The sequence below is a fragment of the Bacteroidales bacterium genome (genome assembly GCA_018334875.1).
In the GTDB taxonomy this organism is placed as follows: Bacteria; Bacteroidota; Bacteroidia; order Bacteroidales; family UBA12077; genus JAGXLC01.
Window position 1 is genome coordinate 3228 of sequence record JAGXLC010000052.1, and the last position, 17457, is coordinate 20684.

A 17457-nucleotide genomic window follows, 5' to 3' on the forward strand; every position below is an offset into this window, starting at 1 on the left:
AATTCCATTGAACTTAATCCAGTCCGATTTTATAATCAATTTCCTTCATGGCATTTAGTGACAATTCAATAAACTCATCCAACGGTATCCCGATTTTTTCGCATTCACGGATCGTATCGCGGTTTACTGAAGCTGCAAAGGCTTTTTCCTTCATGCGTTTTTTGATCGATTTGGGTTTGACGCTTTTAATCTTCTTATCGGGATAAACCAGGGTGGTGGCATAAATCAATCCCGTGATGGTTTCTCCGGCGGCCAGGGCATGCTGGAATTCAGTAGTGCGATCCTCTCCGGCGGCTTCTTCATTATGCATCTTAATGGCATCCAGTGCATCTTCCTCAAAGCCCTGTTCCCTCAGAATGGGTATAGCTTCCAATGCATGTCTTGCAGGATCTTTATCGGTCATTTCCGCATCAATATCATGCAAAAGCCCCGTAACGGCCCATTTCTCCTCATCGCGACCCAGCCTTTTTGCCAGTGCTCTCATTACGGCCCCTGAAGCATAGCAATGATATAACATCTTTTCGTCGGTAATATATTGCTTCAACAATGATTCTGCTTGTTTGAAATCCATAAACTATTAGTTTTTAGGTTCAACATATTCCTGCAAATATAAAGAATTATGTGGCGTAAAAAAAATCTTGCTGAAAACAGGGAGCTTGTCACTCTACCCGAAGCACCAATCCTTTCAGGTATTCTCCTTCGGGATGATACACACTCACCGGATGGTCGGCAGGCTGACTCAGTTGATGAAGTATCCTTACCCTTCGACCCGTATTGGCTGAGGCAGTAAAGACTGTTTTTCGGAATTCCTCCCGGCTCACTACCTGGGAACAGGAAAAAGTAAAGATAAGACCTCCGGGCTGCACTTTTTCCAGGGCAAGCCGGTTTAGTTTCTTATAACCCTGCAGGGCATTGGGCAATACCTTATGATGCTTTGCAAAGGCCGGCGGGTCAAGGATGATGATATCAAATTGCTCTTCCGTATTCCTCAGGTAGTTAAAAGCCTCCTTCGCTAATGCATAATGGTCTGTATGATTATGAAAGTTCAGCTTCATGTTCTTTTCCGCCAACTCCGTGGCTCCCGATGAACTGTCTACCGAAACAACACGCTTACATCCCCCGGCAGCAGCATATACGGAAAACCCGCCGGTATACCCGAACAGATTCAACACCCGTGCATTTTGGGCATAATTTTTCAGCAAGCGTCTGTGCTCTCTCTGGTCGATAAAAAACCCGGTTTTCTGACCTTCTTCCCAGTTCACATAAAAATGCATACCATTTTCTTTTACCAACTGATCAGCCGGATTACCAAAAATGTACCGGTTTACTTTTTCTACAGAAGCATTATAAGGCAAACTGGAGCTGCTCTTATCGTAAACGGCAAGCAGGGAATTCCCAAGCAGATCTTTTAGTATTTCGGCAAAAAGCTCCTTATTTCTGTACATCCCCACCGAATGGGCCTGCATAACAGCCACCCCGTTGTAATAATCAATAATAAGACCGGGGAAACCATCCCCTTCAGCATTTACCAACCGGAATACGTTGGTTTCTTCATTACCGATGTAACCCAATTGCTTTCTAAGACCCATTGCTCCGGAAAGTTTTTCTCTCCAAAAAGCTTCATCGATGGGTCTGTTTTCAAAAGATATGATTCTTACAGCTATAGTGGCAGGCTGATAATGGCCAAGCCCCAGGAATTCCTCCTTATTATTGAATACCTGCACCACATCTCCCTCCCTGAAATTACCCAGGGTTTTCTTGATAGCCCCTGAAAAAATCCAGGGATGATAACGTTTTACAGATTGATCTTTCCCCGACTTTAATATAACCTGGCCATAATCCATATTCAGCTTTTATAACCTTTCATTACCCGGTAAAGTTCATAACACACCCATGCATCCGTAGCTGCATATGTGAGCTGTTTTGGAGTCAGTATCTGTCTTTCCCAGTTGGATAGCCGCTGGGAACGTGATTTTGACACCCGGAAATTCAGAAAAATTGCTGCCAGTTTCTTAAGACCATTGTTCTGAATAGAAAGGTCTTTGGCCAGGTCCTGTAAATCAACAAAGGAAGCCGATGTAAAATCACCGAACCGTTTTAATCCGCTCAAATCATCCTTCAGTGCCAACCCGATCTTCAATATGGAATCGTCTTCAAAAAGGCGTTTAAGTGCTCCGGGAAGACCAATGTAATTTATACGGAATAAAAAAGCCTCATCTGAAGTGGCCAATTGTAAGAGCGCTATATCATTATTCGGCCCCTTCTTAAATGAAGGCCGGGTTTCAGTATCAAATCCAAGAATTTTTTTATCCTTCAGCAAAGGAAGTGCTATATCCACTTTCTTTAAGGTGTCTATCAGATAAATTTCCCCGTTGAATTCTTTAGCGGGCAATTGCTTAATCTCCTCTTCCGTAATGGACGACTGATACTTCATCCTTTAATAATTTTCCGTTCTCATTTTATGGTTTATATTCTTACTGATCCCGCTTTTTATATTGTTCCTGTTTCTTTTTAAAAAGCCAGTTATCCCTCTCCTGCTCTTCGGAGTCCTGCTCCTCCCCTTGTTCTTCACTCTCCTCTTCCATATCTTCGCCGCTAAAATAGATGCGGTGCAATATTCGTAAAGCATTCAACACTTTATGTCCCCAATATTCTTCAAAATTCATCTGACACTCCCATAATGCGTCTGTCATAACCTCCTCATTTCCCATACTGTAAAGGGTAATAAAGTCTTTCATATCCTGATATAAATCGGCAAAATTATCTCCCAGGCTGGCAACACTTACCTCTTCCTCTTCTTTAGCCACTGGATCAAATATGTCGAGATAATCGTTGTGGTAACCCAGTTTCGTGCTTACCTTTTGATATATTGTATTCCAATCGTTTTCTGTTACATATTTCTCATTGACGGCATCTGTCACATTTTCCAATGCAGGCATCTGCATCATTCGTGTATAAATCTCTGATAACAGAAAAAGGGCTTTCCTGATAAAATCCCTTTTACTGAAATTTCCTGTATTTTCCACGAAAGTACAATACTCAGCAGCCCGTGTAACAAATTCTGTAACCTGCTCATTATGCAGGATTTTATTTTCAGCATCCTCATTCATAGATTCCTTTTAAAGGGACAAAGGTAAAAAAATCTACTTTACCTTGCCTTCGGAAAAGTATCAAAAAAAATTATCGACTACGCAACCTAATTAAAAATCAAATCATCTATATAATAGTATCAAAATCTTGAATCACCTCCTTTAGCATCGGCTCCAGGCAGGAATGAAGATCCTCAGCTTTTTCCTGCCTGGTTTCTTTTTCCGGCCCATTTCAATTCTCCATGATCTGTAGTAAGCAGATTTTTGTTATCCAGAAGCCAGTCAATAACTTTGATCACTTTATCTTCCGGATGATCTATACGATCCACCAATTGCTCGGAAGTCAAATTCTCATGCTGGAGATGATCTTTGATTTCATTGAATATGGCATTAAATTCAATATCATTCAATTCCAGTTCATTTCTGCTGGCACACACATCACACTGGCCGCAACGATAAGCGTCCATTTCCCCGAAATATTCCAAAAGTAGGCGGCTTCTGCACTTGGTAGTGTTGGAAGCATAATGGATCATTTGATGAAGTTTACTTATGTATAACGATTTTCTTTCCCTGTATTTTTCTCTGGAAATATGAATATTACGTTTATCAAGCCTTTCTTCTGTATATACCACCATAGGGGATTTCTTATAGGGAATATAATCAAGGATCTTAAATTTTTTAAGTTGCTGGAGATATCTGTAAACAACCTCCACACGGGAATTAGCCCTGCGGGCAAGATAACGTTCATCAATATTGACGTAATCTGTAAAAACACCAGTATAGGAACGAAGCAGAAGTTTAATGAAAGTATCATATTCAGCCCGGGAAAGCTGAAAATTATAAAGGTTATCCCGGTTTACCCAAAAATGAATCTTGGACCGGTTGGACAGTTCATCCGTCAGTTCTATATATCCTTCTTTCTGCAAAAAATCAAGGCTGTTATAAATGGTAACATAGCTAAAATGATAGGTTGAGGCAAAGTCAGAAACATTAAAATCAAAAGCCTGATTTTTTCCTCCTTCGATGGGAATTTGAAAGTAATTTCCCAGTGCTTCATAAACCGCTTTAATCTGACTGATTTCGGGGAAATTATTCTTTATCCGCTGCTCAGCCTTCACACGGTCTGTGTCATTATACAACAGCACGGCATAAGCTCTTTTTCCGTCGCGGCCGGCTCTCCCGGCTTCCTGGAAATACGATTCAATATTATCGGGAACATCATAATGGATTACAAACCTGACATCCGGCTTATCTATTCCCATGCCAAAAGCATTAGTAGACACCATGACCAGATTCCTGCCTTCCTGCCAGTCTTCCTGTTTGCGGGCTCTTTCATCATGTTCCAGACCCGCATGATAATAATCGGCCGAAATATTATTTTTCTGCAGCAATTCAGCGATTTCCCGTGTTCTTTTCCTGCTTCTTGTATAAATAATTCCGGATCTTCTTCTGAGTTTCGAAAGGGTTTTCAGAAGATACTTCTGTTTGTTTTCCACTTCTCTCACCAGATAAACCAGGTTCTTCCGCTCAAAACTTTTCCAAAGTACATTCCGGGTCCCGAAATCAAGCCTTTTCTGTATATCCTCGATCACATCGGGTGTTGCTGTAGCTGTAAGGGCCAGGAAGGGAGCATTAACAGAAAGATACTCCCTCAGTTTCACTATTTTCAAATAGGAAGGACGAAAATCATACCCCCACTGTGAGATACAATGGGCCTCATCAACGGTCACCAGATTCACATTCATCTTCTGTACCCGGGCTTTAAATATCTCTGTCTCGATTCTTTCGGGGGAAATGTACAGAAACTTATAGTTCCCAAAAATACAGTTATCAAGAGCCACATCAATCTCCTGTTTTTTCATGCCCGAATGAATCGCCATAGCTTTTATCCCCAGGCTTCTGAGTTTCTCCACCTGATCTTTCATCAGAGCAATTAAGGGAGTAATCACCAGGCAAATGCCTTCCTGAGCAAGAGAAGGTACCTGAAAAGTAATGGATTTTCCACCCCCTGTAGGCATCAGCGCCAGGGTATCTTTCCGGTCCTCCACTACAGAGCGGACAATATCTTCCTGCAGGGGTCTGAATTCCGAATAACCCCAGTATTTTAGCAGTATTTGCTTATATAATTCCAAGTGATTTATCAGTTCTATAATCCTTACATGCAAAATAATGAAAAAACCAAAATAAAAAATCTAAAAAAGCGTATTACATTCAAAAGTTCGTTAAAAATAATTAAAAACAATATAAAATGCTTTTAATCGAAGATACAGGCGTTCACATTTTAAACGGTTGATCCTTTTTGTTTGCTTACTTTTTTGTAATTTAGCGCAATTTTATATCAACCCAAAAATCGATTTCAAATGGCTTTTAATGAAGAAAAAATTCAGGCTGAAGGATATACTTTCGATGATGTATTGCTGATTCCGCAATACTCGGAAGTATTACCCCACGAAGTTGATTTATCAACAAAATTCTCAAGAAATATACAGCTCAATATACCTATTATTTCTGCGGCTATGGATACCGTTACGGAAGCGGGGCTTGCTATTGCCATGGCCCGGCTCGGTGGCATCGGGGTTATACATAAAAACATGAGCATTTCTGAACAGGCTAAACATGTTAAGACAGCCAAGAGAGCCGAAAACGGAATGATCTATGATCCGATTACAATCAGGAAAAACAGCACCATAGGGGATGCTTTGAGCATCATGAAAGATTATAAGATCGGGGGGATTCCTGTAGTAGATGACGGAGGAATTCTTATAGGCATTGTAACCAACAGGGATCTGAGGTTCGAAGAAGATCTCAATCGCCCTGTAGATGAAGTAATGACCAAAAACAAGATCGTTACTACATCACAATCAATTGACCTGCACGAAGCTACCGAAATACTCAAAAACTACAGGATCGAAAAGCTTCCTGTTATTGATGACGGGAACAAACTTGTGGGACTGCTCACTTATAAAGACATCACCAAAGCCAAAGACAACCCCAATGCCTGTAAAGATGAAAAAGGCAGATTAAGAGTGGCAGGTGCTGTTGGGGCCACCCATGATGCACTGGATCGTGCAGAAGCCCTGATCAAAGAAAACGTGGATGCATTAGTAATTGATACGGCCCACGCCCACTCCAGGGGTGTGTTTCAGACTTTAAAGAAAATCAAACACGCTTATCCCGACATGGAAGTAATCGTGGGTAATATAGGCACCGCAGAAGCAGCAAGAGATCTGCTCAAAGCCGGGGCAGATGCCTTGAAAGTAGGAATCGGGCCGGGGTCAATCTGTACTACCCGCGTAGTAGCAGGTGTCGGACTGCCCCAAATATCGGCCATTTTTGATGTGGCAAAGGAAGCTGCTCCTATGGGAGTACCCATCATTGCCGATGGTGGTTTAAGGTATTCCGGAGATCTGGTCAAAGCGTTAGCTGCCGGTGCCGATTCAATAATGGCAGGATCCCTGTTTGCCGGGGTTGAAGAGTCACCTGGAGAGACAATCATATACCAAGGACGAAAATTTAAAACTTATCGGGGAATGGGATCGGTTGAAGCCATGCAGGAAGGTTCAAAAGACAGATATTTTCAGAATCTGGAAGAAGATGTCAGAAAACTGGTGCCCGAAGGCATAACGGGCAGAGTGCCCTATAAAGGTAATCTCTCAGAGGTTGTTTATCAATTGATAGGGGGCCTGAAGGCAGGTATGGGATACTGCGGATCACCAAATATACAGCAATTAAAAGAAGCCAGATTCGTTAAAATAACCAGTCCCGGTATGATTGAAAGTCATCCCCACGACGTATCCATTACCAGAGAAGCACCCAACTACAGTCGCTGGGAATGATATTGGCTTCGGTTTATAAACGGAAGAACCATTGGGAACGGGATTTGTAAAAAATGAATTGATTGATGAAATAACTCAAAGCCCAAAAAAATCAATTGAAAATCATTGTCCTTATGAAGAAATTCACCACACTGCTTATTATCTTCATTATTCCTCTCCATACACTTCTTTTGGCTCAGGATGATAAGGTCCTTCTGACCATCGACGGACATAAAATAACTTCTGAAGAGTTTCTCAGTATCTATAAAAAAAATCAGCAAAATCTTAAATCAGGAGAGAAGACCGATCTAGAAGATTACTTAGACCTTTTTATAAATTTCAAACTAAAAGTGATTGAAGCTCAGAACATGGGCCTGGACACACACGCTTCTTTCAGAAAAGAATTGGAAAATTACCGAAAGGAACTGGCCAGACCCTATCTGAGAGACGATGAAACAATGAATGAGTTTCTGCGTGAAGCATACGAACGAAGCAAGCAAGAGATTAAAGCAAGTCAAATATTGATCAAATTCCCCACCCCTGCCTCCTATCAGGATACACTTCATGCTTATGAAAAGGCCAGGGATATCAGAAAAAGAATCATAAAAAAAGATGAAACCTTTTCCCAGGTTGCCCGGGCTACATCGGATGACCCTACCGTTAAAAGCAACGGAGGAGATCTGGGATATTTTACTGCCCTGCAAATGTTGTATCCTTTTGAAAATGCAGCCTACAATATGGAAGTTAACGAAATATCCTTCCCGGTAAAAACAAGGAACGGTTATCACCTCATCAAAAAGAATGACCATCGAAAAGCCAGGGGAAAAGTCAAAGTGGCACACATCATGCTTCTTGCTCCCAATTCCATGCCCAAAGAAAAGAGACAGGAAAAAAAAGAGAAAATAAACGAAATCTATCATCGGATCAAGAAAGGAGCAGATTTTGAGAAACTAGCCAGGAAATTATCGGAAGATAAAAACTCGGCACAAAATGGTGGCGAACTGCCCTGGTTCGGAGTAGGAAAGATGGTGCCCGAATTTGAAAAAACAGCTTTTTCACTGGATGACAAGGGAGAAATTTCCAAACCTTTTAAAACCTCTGTAGGATGGCATATTATCAAACTTATCGACAAAAAAACACTGGGCTCATTTGAAAAGGAAAAAGAACAACTTCAAAGAACACTGGAGAAAACCCCACGTTTTCAAATCGCCCAGGATGCTTTAATTGCAGGCTTAAAAAAAGAATATCATTTTGTCGAACGCATGTCAAACTTCCGAAAGCTTTATCGTTTTATAAAGCAACCCGAAGAGAAAGACAGCATCGCCTGGGATCAGCTTAATGCATACCCCGGAAATGACAGTCTTATTGTTATCCGGGATAAATTGTTCCATACAGGCGATTTTATAGAATACCTGGATACGCCTCCCTATAATTTTAAAAAACGGTTTGAGGGACAATTTCTTCTTGATAAAGCTTATGAGCGTTTCCGGAAGGATATGATCCTCGATTATGAAGAGAAACGCCTGCCTGAAAAATACCCTGAATACAAATACCTCCTGAAGGAATACCATGATGGCATTTTGTTGTTTGAAATCATGGACCGGAAAGTATGGTCTAAGGCTGCAGAGGATACAGCCGGTTTAAAGAGATATTACGAAAACCACAAAAACAAATATATGTGGGAAGAACGGTTTAAGGGGAAAATCTATATATGTGACAACCAAAAAACATTGGAAAAAGTAAAGAGACTGAAAAAAGGCGGTTTTTTAAATTTGTTCAGAAAAAAACATTCCGATAAGGAAATTTTAGAAAAAATAAACAAGAAGGAAAAGAAGTTAGAAATTAAGGAAGGTTTGTTCCACAAAGGCGAGAATCCCATCATTGATCGCTATGCATGGGATATAGAAAAAAAGAATGAATCAGAGAAAAGGGCATACCTGGTTGAGGGAGAAATTGTGCCGCCGGAACCAAAAAAGCTTGAAAACATAAGAGGAACAATATTGGGTGATTATCAGAATCATGTAGAAGAGCAGTGGATACAAGAACTAAAGGATAAATATACCATACAAATTAACCAGGAACTGTTGAATGAAATCAGAAACCAATAAAAGGGGTATGAATCAAATGAAATTTACCGGAATGTTGTTTTTACTGGTATTTGTTGTTGCAGGATGTCAGGAGCAAAACGATAAGGACAAAAAGCCAATAGCCAGAATTCATGATAAATACCTTTATCTTTCCGAACTGAAAAATGTGATTCCGGAGAACAAATCAGAAGAGGACAGTGCACTTATAGCGAAAAACTATATCGACAAGTGGATCAAAAAGCAACTCCTGCTGAAAAATGCGGAAAGAAATCTCCCCAAAGAACAAAAAGACATTACCAAACAAATAGAAGAATACCGGGCCTCCCTTCTAATTTACAGATACCAGCAGGAACTGATCGATCAAAAGCTGGATACAGTAATTCCCAATGAGGAGATTAAAAATTATTATAATGACAACGCATCCAATTTCGTTTTAGACAAAAACCTGGCCAAAATTTTGTATATCAAACTTCCCCTCAATTCACCCAATATCGAAAACGTAAGGAGATGGTACAGATCCAATGACGAGGAAGACCTGGAGGAGCTTGAAGATTACTGTTATCAGTATGCGGATAAATTTGATGATTTTGACAACCAATGGATCGATTTTGACAGTTTTCTCAAAAATTTGCCATTGGAAATAAGTCAGCCACAACGTTTTTTTAGGAACAACAGATATATTGAAGAGCGGGAGGGCAACGCACTCCATTTTATCCGGATCAACGATTACACCCTAAGGGGAAATCAAGCTCCAATGGACTATGTAAGAGATAAAATTAAAAACATCATCATTAATAAACGCAAACATCAACTGTTAAAAAGCCTGGAAAATGATATTTACAATCAGGCGTTAAACCACAATGAATTTGTCATCTATTAAAAAAATGAATAAATCTATGAAGTTAAACTTGAAAAAAATATTTATTACAACAGGATTGTTATTAACCATCATACCGGCAACATGGGCACAAAATCCAAAATTAATCGATCAGGTGGTAGCTGTTGTAGGAGACAAAACCATTCTGCAATCGGATATCGAAAGCCAGCTCATGCAAATGAGGGCTCAGGGAATGAGCTCGTCAAACCTACGCTGCAATTTGTTGGACGAGCTTATTTCTCAAAAATTACTCTTAATACAGGCCGAAAAAGATAGTATAGAAGTCAGCGATAATCAGGTAGAACAGCAACTTGACATGAGGCTGCGTTACTTTATAAGGCAGATCGGCTCCAGGGAAAAGCTTGAAGACTATTACAACAAAAGCATACCAGAGATCAGGGCGGATTTCAGGGATCTTCTGAGTGAACAGCTTCGCACTCAAAAAATGAGACAGGAGCTCATTCAAAATGTCAGGGTTTCTCCGGCAGAAGTGGAAGAATATTACAATAATTTGCCGGAAGACAGCATTCCCACGGTTAATCAAAAAGTACAAATTGCCCAGGTAGTGAAATACCCCCCTGAGTCTGAAGAAGCCGAAAAACAGGCACGCCAGAGATTATTGGAGTTAAGAAAAAGAATACAGGAGGGGGAAAAATTTTCAACTCTTGCTGTTCTTTATTCAGAAGACCGGGGCACCTCCGGCAAAGGTGGAGAACTGGGTTACCGGACAGCGGATGAGCTGGACCCTGCATTCGCCGATGCGGCTTTCAGCTTGCAGGAAGGTGAAATGAGCGGAATCGTTGAATCTTCATATGGATATCATTTGATCAAATTAATTGATCGCCGGGATGATGAGATAAATGTCCGCCATATACTGATCAAACCTGATATTGGCCCGGAACAGAGGCAACAAGTAATGACCCGGCTGGATAGTATTGCAACGGAAATCAGAAAAGGAAACATTGCTTTTGAGCAAGCCGCAATTGAATTTTCTGACGACAAACAGTATAAAAGAAACGGGGGACTACTTGTCAATCCCCAGAATGCAAGCAATGAATTTGAACTGGATCAATTGCCTCAGGCCGACTACAACGCGGTAAAAGATTTAAATGAAGGTGAGATTTCTGATCCCTATCAAACTCAGGATGACCAGGGAAAAATGATCTTTAAAATCACCAGGTTGCAGGAAAGAATAGGAGAACACAAGGCCAACCTGGAAAACGATTTCAGCACCATCCAGCAGATGGCACTGGAACAGGAACACCGAAAGGTTATACAAAACTGGATTAGAAAGAAAAAATCAAATACCTATATTCATATAGATGATTCTTTTAAAAAGTGCCAAATAGCTGTGCAATAAACCATCTTGCCAACCAGGCATTGTGATATATGCCTGGTTGTGTTTTAATAAACCACCACACGAACCATGAACACCCAATCAGCCATATCTGTAAAAAAAATATTCATCTTAACACTCCTTTTTGTTATGGCAACGGGGATTGCACAGGCTCAAAAAAAAAAGAAAACACGAAGGATTGAAATTGAGCACGCGGATAGTCTGGTTTATAATGCAAAGGTCCATCCTGACGTCAGGAAGTTCATCGGCAATGTGAGGTTTAAACACAATGACTTCATTATGTCCTGTGACAGTGCCTACTCCTATACAAACCGCAATAAAATAGATGCCTATGACAATGTCCATATAGAAAGGGGCGATACGCTGGATCTTTACGGTGACTTCCTGAGTTATGAAGGAAATAAAAATTTCGGGCGTGTCAGAGAAAATGTGGTTCTAAGAGATAAAGAGGCCACACTCACTACCGATTCTCTGAACTTTTATACCGAAAACAATTACGCCTACTATTTCGACGGGGGTCAGATAGAAAATGAAGACAAGACCATCACAAGCAGGCAGGGGCATTATTATTCGGACAGAAAAATCGCCAACTTTAAGGACAGTGTGGTGATAAAGGATCCCGATTATACGGTTAACTGTGATACCCTTGAATATAATACAGAAACAGAAATAGCCTACTTTTTCGGGCCAACTCATATTCACAGCGATGAAAACTACCTGTATTGTGAAAACGGATGGTACAAAACCAAAGAATCCCAGTTTTTATTCAGAAAAAATGCTTTTTATCAAAAAGAAGCCCGAAACATCAAAGGCGACACCTTATTTTACGATGATTCACTGGGTTATGGAGAAATCCGAAGCAACGCTGAAATCAGGGATACTACCGAAAATGTCATTCTGAGAGGTAATTATTCAGAATATACCGATGAACCGGAAAAAGCTTTTATGACGGATAGCGCTCATATGATATCCATTGATGATGAGAACGATTCGCTCTACCTCCATGCGGATACACTGAAATCACATTACGATACTACCGGAGAATACAGAATTTTCAAGGCCTATTATCAGGCAAAGATCTACAAATCTAATTTGCAGGGAAAATGTGATTCGTTGTATTATTCGCTCAAAGATTCAATCATCCGGATGTACACAGATCCGGTGATCTGGACGGACAGCAGTCAGGTCACAGCAGAATTCATAGAAATATTTACAGAAAACAACCGGGTAAGCAAATTTATATTACACGATGCTGCCTTTATGATCAGCAGGGAGGCAGAAGACCGGTTCAATCAGATAAAAGGGAAAAAGATGACAGGCCATTTCAAAGACAACAAACTGAAAACAGTTGAGGTAAACGGAAATGGTGAAACCATCTATTATACAAAAAATAAAGAAGCTATAGTGGGAGTAAATAAAGCAGCCAGCAGCAATTTATTGATTCAATTAAAGGATAATCAGGTGGCTCGTGTAACAATGCTGGAAAAACCCGATGGTACATTATATCCCCTTGGAGATATGAAAGAGTCTAAACTGGAGGGATTTCAGTGGCTTGAAGAATTCAGGCCTACCTCCAAATATGATATCTTTTTTACTTCCAGGATTCAAAAACCCGTAAAGGAGAGTAATACAAAGGAGGGCGATACAGGATCTCCCTCCTCCCGGTAAAAACAGGGTGATATGATGATTTCTTAATATTCATCTTCATTAAAGAAAAAATCATCCTTACTTGGATAATCAGGCCAGATGTCCTCTATACTTTCATAGACCTCTCCTTCATCTTCAATTTCCTGTAAATTCTCAATGACTTCCATTGGAGCACCGGAACGAATAGCATAATCAATCAATTCTTCCTTTGTTGCTGGCCAGGGTGCATCTTCTAACTTTGATGCTAATTCAAGCGTCCAATACATAATATAGAAGATTTTTTATGTGTTACTAAAGTTTTGCAAATTTAAAATTAATACGTTAAAAGCAAAACTTTATTATTTGTTTGGATTCCATAATATCTCCTGTACAGTCAAATCTTTCGACAACTTCCTTCAACATTACGCGATAATACTTGTTCACCTTTTTCTTGCTAATTCATTGAATGTTGATTAATAGCCTCATCATCAGGTCAATGGATCGGTTAGCCTTTACTGCTTCACCTCCCACAAAATTATGTTTACTCAGGTGTTTAAATTGAATACGTGATGATATCCCAAGGTATTTGGTTTATACGAACATTTAATTCTCCGGCATTTTAATACCTGATTTTAAAAGTTTCAGGTGAGAGTTCTTTTCTGAAAAAGAGGATTCCCATGTGAAAAAGATCAACGCTTACCTGCACATTTTCATAATCCTGGATCTGATCCCAGGCTGCTTCCATACCAGAGGACCAATGTATATCATCAATGACAATAACGGTGTCGTTATGTACAAAATCCAGTATCAATTCAAAATAATTCAGTGTAGTTTGCTTTTTGTGGTCCCCGTCAATGAAAACCATATCCACTGAGGGCATATGGTCAAGCACCCTGACTAGTTGTACGTCAAACCCTCCATTATAAAGATATACATTTGTAATGCCGAGGGTTTGAAAATTATCCAGTGCTATGCTTAACTTACCCCGCGAAGCTTCTATGCTCCAAACCCTCGCTTTTTCCCATCCGAGGGCCAGATACAAGGTGCTTATACCTACTGAAGTACCCATCTCCAGAATATTAGCAGGCTGTATGTTTCTAACCAGGTAATATAATATCTTACCATATTTATGGGGTACCGAGGAACTTCTTATTATTTTATTCAGCCTGACCCGGTTTGGTTTTTGCCCATATTTTGACCCGGCACCGGCTTCAAATTCACCACAATCTACCACAGTTTTGCTCTTCAGCAGATATTTCCGGAACTTTCTAATACCCTCCAGTACCTTATCATCCTTTTTTGATATCACTTTCCTGTAAAGCTGAAAAATAAAAGGCGAATGCAATCCGTATCCTCTGAAATGCCTGGCAGAAATAAGAAATTGTAAATATTTAAGCCCGAATTTAACCAAAGAAGCAAATGATCTAAAAAAAGCCATCCAAATATGAATTTTCTGTGTGATGAATATTATTTTTATCAAAATTTTAAGGGTTGATGAACGCAACAGTTTTTAACAAAGATATTAAATATCTTCCCGGAGTAGGACCCAAAAGAGCTAAATTATTATCTGAAGAACTTAATATAAGACGTTATGGTGATCTCCTTTATTATTTTCCCTATAAATACATCGATCGCACCCGATTTTACAACATAAAAGATGTTCATCCCGACCTGGCAAACATCCAGATAAAAGGTAAAATTGTGAAATTTGAGCTGGCCGGCAAACCCAACAAAAGAAGACTAATAGGGTATTTTGCAGATGAAACAGGCCTGATCAAACTTGTTTGGTTCAGGGGCATCAACTGGATCAAAAAATCCTATTCCCTGGATAAAGATTATGTGATATTTGGAAAACCCACCGTATTCAATCAGCAAATAAACATCATTCATCCCGAGATAGAATCGCTGGAAGAATATAATTCCAGGATACAACAGGGCCTTGAAGCCCATTACAATACAACGGAAAGATTGAAAAAGAATTACATAAACTCAAAGGTAATCCGAAAATTACAAAACAACCTGCTTCAGGAGGTCAAAGACAAAATCGGGGAGACATTACCGGAAAAACTTATCAATCAACTTAAACTTAATGCTTTAAATGAAGCTTTAATTCACATTCACTTTCCCCAAAACTGGGATCAGTTGCTCAAAGCCCAATACAGGTTGAAATTTGAAGAATTGTTTTATGTGGAATTAAATATACTGGAGCAGAAAAACACGCGTATTCGGAAATTCAGCGGTTTCAATTTTGAAAAGGTAGGAGCGCTGTTTAATTCCTTTTACAATAAAAAACTGCCATTCAAGCTTACCAATGCTCAAAAGAAAGTGCTTAAAGAGATACGCCGGGATTTGGGTTCCGGCTTGCAGATGAATCGCCTGCTTCAGGGAGATGTGGGTAGCGGAAAAACCTTGGTTGCATTGATGAGCATATTAATAGCCCTCGACAACAACTATCAGAGCTGTATCATGGCTCCTACGGAGATTCTTGCCAATCAGCATTATGAAAGTATAACACGATTTCTGGATGACTTACCGGTAAGCGTCAAACTTCTAACAGGCTCAACACCGGCTGTAGAAAGAAAAAAAATTCACGAAGCCCTCCTGAACGGTGAGCTTCAGATATTGATTGGTACCCATGCCCTGATTGAAGACACCGTTCAGTTCAAAAACCTGGGTTTGGTCGTGATTGATGAGCAACACCGTTTTGGAGTGGCTCAAAGGGCCAAACTCTGGAAAAAAAACACCCAGCCTCCTCATGTCCTTGTCATGACTGCCACTCCAATTCCCCGAACACTATCCATGACCATCTACGGAGACCTGGATGTTTCAGTGATTGATGAATTACCGCCGGGAAGAAAACCGGTTAAAACTGTCCATCTTTACGAAGCCAAGCGTTTACGGCTTATTGAATTCATGAGGAAGATGATTCACAAGGGGAGACAAATTTACATCGTTTATCCCCTGATCAGAGAATCCGAAAAACTTGACCTGAAAGACCTTGAAGAAGGATACGAGACCATACTTCGCTATTTTCCCCCTCCCAAATATGCAGTTAGTGTAGTACACGGAAGGATGAAGCCGGAGGAGAAAGCCAAATCCATGGGGCTTTTTGCCCGTGGTCAAACAAACATCATGGTATCCACAACTGTTATAGAAGTAGGCGTGGACGTTCCCAATGCCTCGGTAATGGTCATCGAAAACGCCGAACGATTTGGTTTGTCTCAATTGCACCAGCTAAGGGGAAGAATAGGAAGGGGCAAATATCAAAGCTACTGTGTGCTTATGACCTCAGACAAACTTTCTGAAGAAGCCAGAAAGAGAATACAGGCACTGGTCCAAAGCAATGACGGATTCGAAATAGCAGAAGCCGACCTGCAGTTAAGGGGACCGGGCGATATTGAAGGTACTCAGCAAAGTGGCATACCTTTTGATCTTAAAATTGCGAATCTCGGTAAAGATTCGGAAATATTAACCCATGCAAGAAAGGTAGCTATGGAAATACTTGAAGATGACCCCGAACTGAAAAGTGAAGCGCATGGTATCGTGAAGGAACAACTTAGATTGATCAGGAAAAGATCAAAGAACTACAGTGTAGTAAGTTAATAAAAAGGAGATTTATGATGAAGAAGATAGGTTTGATCATATTGTTTTTGGGCATTATACTTTTTTCTGAAGGACAAAATCACAATCCCGATTGTATCCCTTCCTATAAAAATTTTGAGTCCGGAGAAAAAATCAAATATGTGCTAACCTACAACTGGTTTCTGGTATGGACGGATGTCGGGGAAGTTACCTTTGAGGTGAATGAAGCCATGAGAAACAATCAGAATGCTTACCATCTGATAGGCAAAGGCAAAACCTATAAATTTTATGACTGGTTTTATGAGGTAAGAGATATCTATGAAACCTGGGTGGACCCGGAAACCCTGAAACCCTATTATTACAAGCGGGACGTTAACGAGGGTGGCTATAAGATTGATATCACCTATGAATACAACTGGAACGACAGCGTGGCTTATGCACAGTCTAAAAAAACCCGTCAACCCTTTAAGAAGGATACCATTCCACTCACCAACTGCACCCACGATATTATGTCCATCATCTATTATGCAAGATCCATCGATTTCTCAAAATATGAAGTGGGAGAAAAAATACCCCTTACGCTACTCCTCGACAGCCAGATTGAACCGATATATATCAGATACCTTGGCAAAGAGGAAAGAAGGGTGCGGGGAATGGGCAAATTCAATTGCATCAAATTTTCCGGTTACCTGGTCCCGGGGGATGTCTTTAAAGGCGGAGAAGATCTTGAAGTTTGGATAACCGATGATCAAAACCGTTTGCCTGTATGGATAGAAAGCCCGATCAAAGTGGGAAAGATCAAAGCCAGAATGGTGGATTATGAAGGACTAAGGTATGAACTTGACTCCAAAATAAATTAAACGGCTGGATTTTCCCTGTCTTTAGCCAAATAAAGCAACCCATAGAAAAAACCAAAGAAAATCACCCCATCTTCCCTGAATAACATTGATTTGAAAAACAAATGGATCATTATTAAAATCAGAAATCCCAGAAGAAAATAGTCTTTGGTTTGAATGGCCCTCCA

At 40.2% G+C, this 17457-nt stretch carries 14 protein-coding genes; 7 read left to right on the forward strand and 7 right to left on the reverse strand.

What is annotated here, in order from left to right:
• Positions 1-13: 13 nt before the first annotated feature.
• The 5 genes from KGY70_06555 to KGY70_06575 form a co-directional block, all read right to left on the reverse strand.
• Positions 14-571, reverse strand: a complete 558-nt coding sequence (locus tag KGY70_06555) for an HDIG domain-containing protein (GenBank protein ID MBS3774826.1) — start codon at positions 569-571, stop codon at positions 14-16.
• 88 nt (positions 572-659) lie between these two features.
• Positions 660-1844, reverse strand: a complete 1185-nt coding sequence (locus KGY70_06560) for a class I SAM-dependent rRNA methyltransferase (protein ID MBS3774827.1) — start codon at positions 1842-1844, stop codon at positions 660-662.
• Between the two features lie 2 nt (positions 1845-1846).
• On the reverse strand, positions 1847-2434 hold the full coding sequence (locus KGY70_06565) for a 3'-5' exonuclease domain-containing protein 2 (GenBank protein ID MBS3774828.1): 588 nt from the start codon (positions 2432-2434) through the stop codon (positions 1847-1849).
• A gap of 40 nt (positions 2435-2474) precedes the next feature.
• Positions 2475-3110, reverse strand: a complete 636-nt coding sequence (locus KGY70_06570) for a DUF5063 domain-containing protein (GenBank protein ID MBS3774829.1) — start codon at positions 3108-3110, stop codon at positions 2475-2477.
• Positions 3111-3283: 173 nt separating this feature from the next.
• Positions 3284-5221, reverse strand: a complete 1938-nt coding sequence (locus KGY70_06575; protein ID MBS3774830.1) for a RecQ family ATP-dependent DNA helicase — start codon at positions 5219-5221, stop codon at positions 3284-3286.
• A gap of 228 nt (positions 5222-5449) precedes the next feature.
• Between KGY70_06575 and guaB the strand changes: the two genes are divergently transcribed.
• The 5 genes from guaB (at position 5450) to KGY70_06600 (ending at position 12893) form a co-directional block, all read left to right on the forward strand.
• A complete protein-coding gene (guaB, locus tag KGY70_06580) occupies positions 5450-6925 on the forward strand; it encodes an IMP dehydrogenase (GenBank protein ID MBS3774831.1) in 1476 nt (491 codons plus the stop codon).
• Positions 6926-7038: 113 nt separating this feature from the next.
• Positions 7039-9012, forward strand: a complete 1974-nt coding sequence (locus KGY70_06585; GenBank protein MBS3774832.1) for a peptidylprolyl isomerase — start codon at positions 7039-7041, stop codon at positions 9010-9012.
• 7 nt (positions 9013-9019) lie between these two features.
• Entirely contained in the window at positions 9020-9871 is an 852-nt protein-coding gene (locus KGY70_06590) for a hypothetical protein (protein MBS3774833.1), read from the forward strand.
• A 16-nt stretch (positions 9872-9887) separates the two neighbouring features.
• Positions 9888-11228 (forward strand): peptidylprolyl isomerase, encoded by a 1341-nt coding sequence (locus KGY70_06595; GenBank protein ID MBS3774834.1) that lies wholly within the window; start codon positions 9888-9890, stop codon positions 11226-11228.
• Positions 11229-11294: 66 nt separating this feature from the next.
• Positions 11295-12893 carry a hypothetical protein gene (locus tag KGY70_06600; protein MBS3774835.1) on the forward strand — a complete coding sequence of 533 codons (1599 nt, stop codon included), beginning with the start codon at positions 11295-11297 and terminating at the stop codon, positions 12891-12893.
• 23 nt (positions 12894-12916) lie between these two features.
• Here the strand turns inward: KGY70_06600 and KGY70_06605 are convergent, their stop codons facing one another.
• Both KGY70_06605 and KGY70_06610 read right to left on the reverse strand, forming a co-directional pair.
• A complete protein-coding gene (locus KGY70_06605) occupies positions 12917-13138 on the reverse strand; it encodes a DUF2795 domain-containing protein (GenBank protein ID MBS3774836.1) in 222 nt (73 codons plus the stop codon).
• A gap of 332 nt (positions 13139-13470) precedes the next feature.
• A complete protein-coding gene (locus tag KGY70_06610) occupies positions 13471-14289 on the reverse strand; it encodes a class I SAM-dependent methyltransferase (protein ID MBS3774837.1) in 819 nt (272 codons plus the stop codon).
• A 56-nt stretch (positions 14290-14345) separates the two neighbouring features.
• Between KGY70_06610 and recG the strand changes: the two genes are divergently transcribed.
• Positions 14346-16454 carry an ATP-dependent DNA helicase RecG gene (recG, locus tag KGY70_06615; protein ID MBS3774838.1) on the forward strand — a complete coding sequence of 703 codons (2109 nt, stop codon included), beginning with the start codon at positions 14346-14348 and terminating at the stop codon, positions 16452-16454.
• Between the two features lie 14 nt (positions 16455-16468).
• Positions 16469-17293, forward strand: a complete 825-nt coding sequence (locus tag KGY70_06620; protein ID MBS3774839.1) for a DUF3108 domain-containing protein — start codon at positions 16469-16471, stop codon at positions 17291-17293.
• Positions 17294-17457 lie beyond the last annotated feature (164 nt).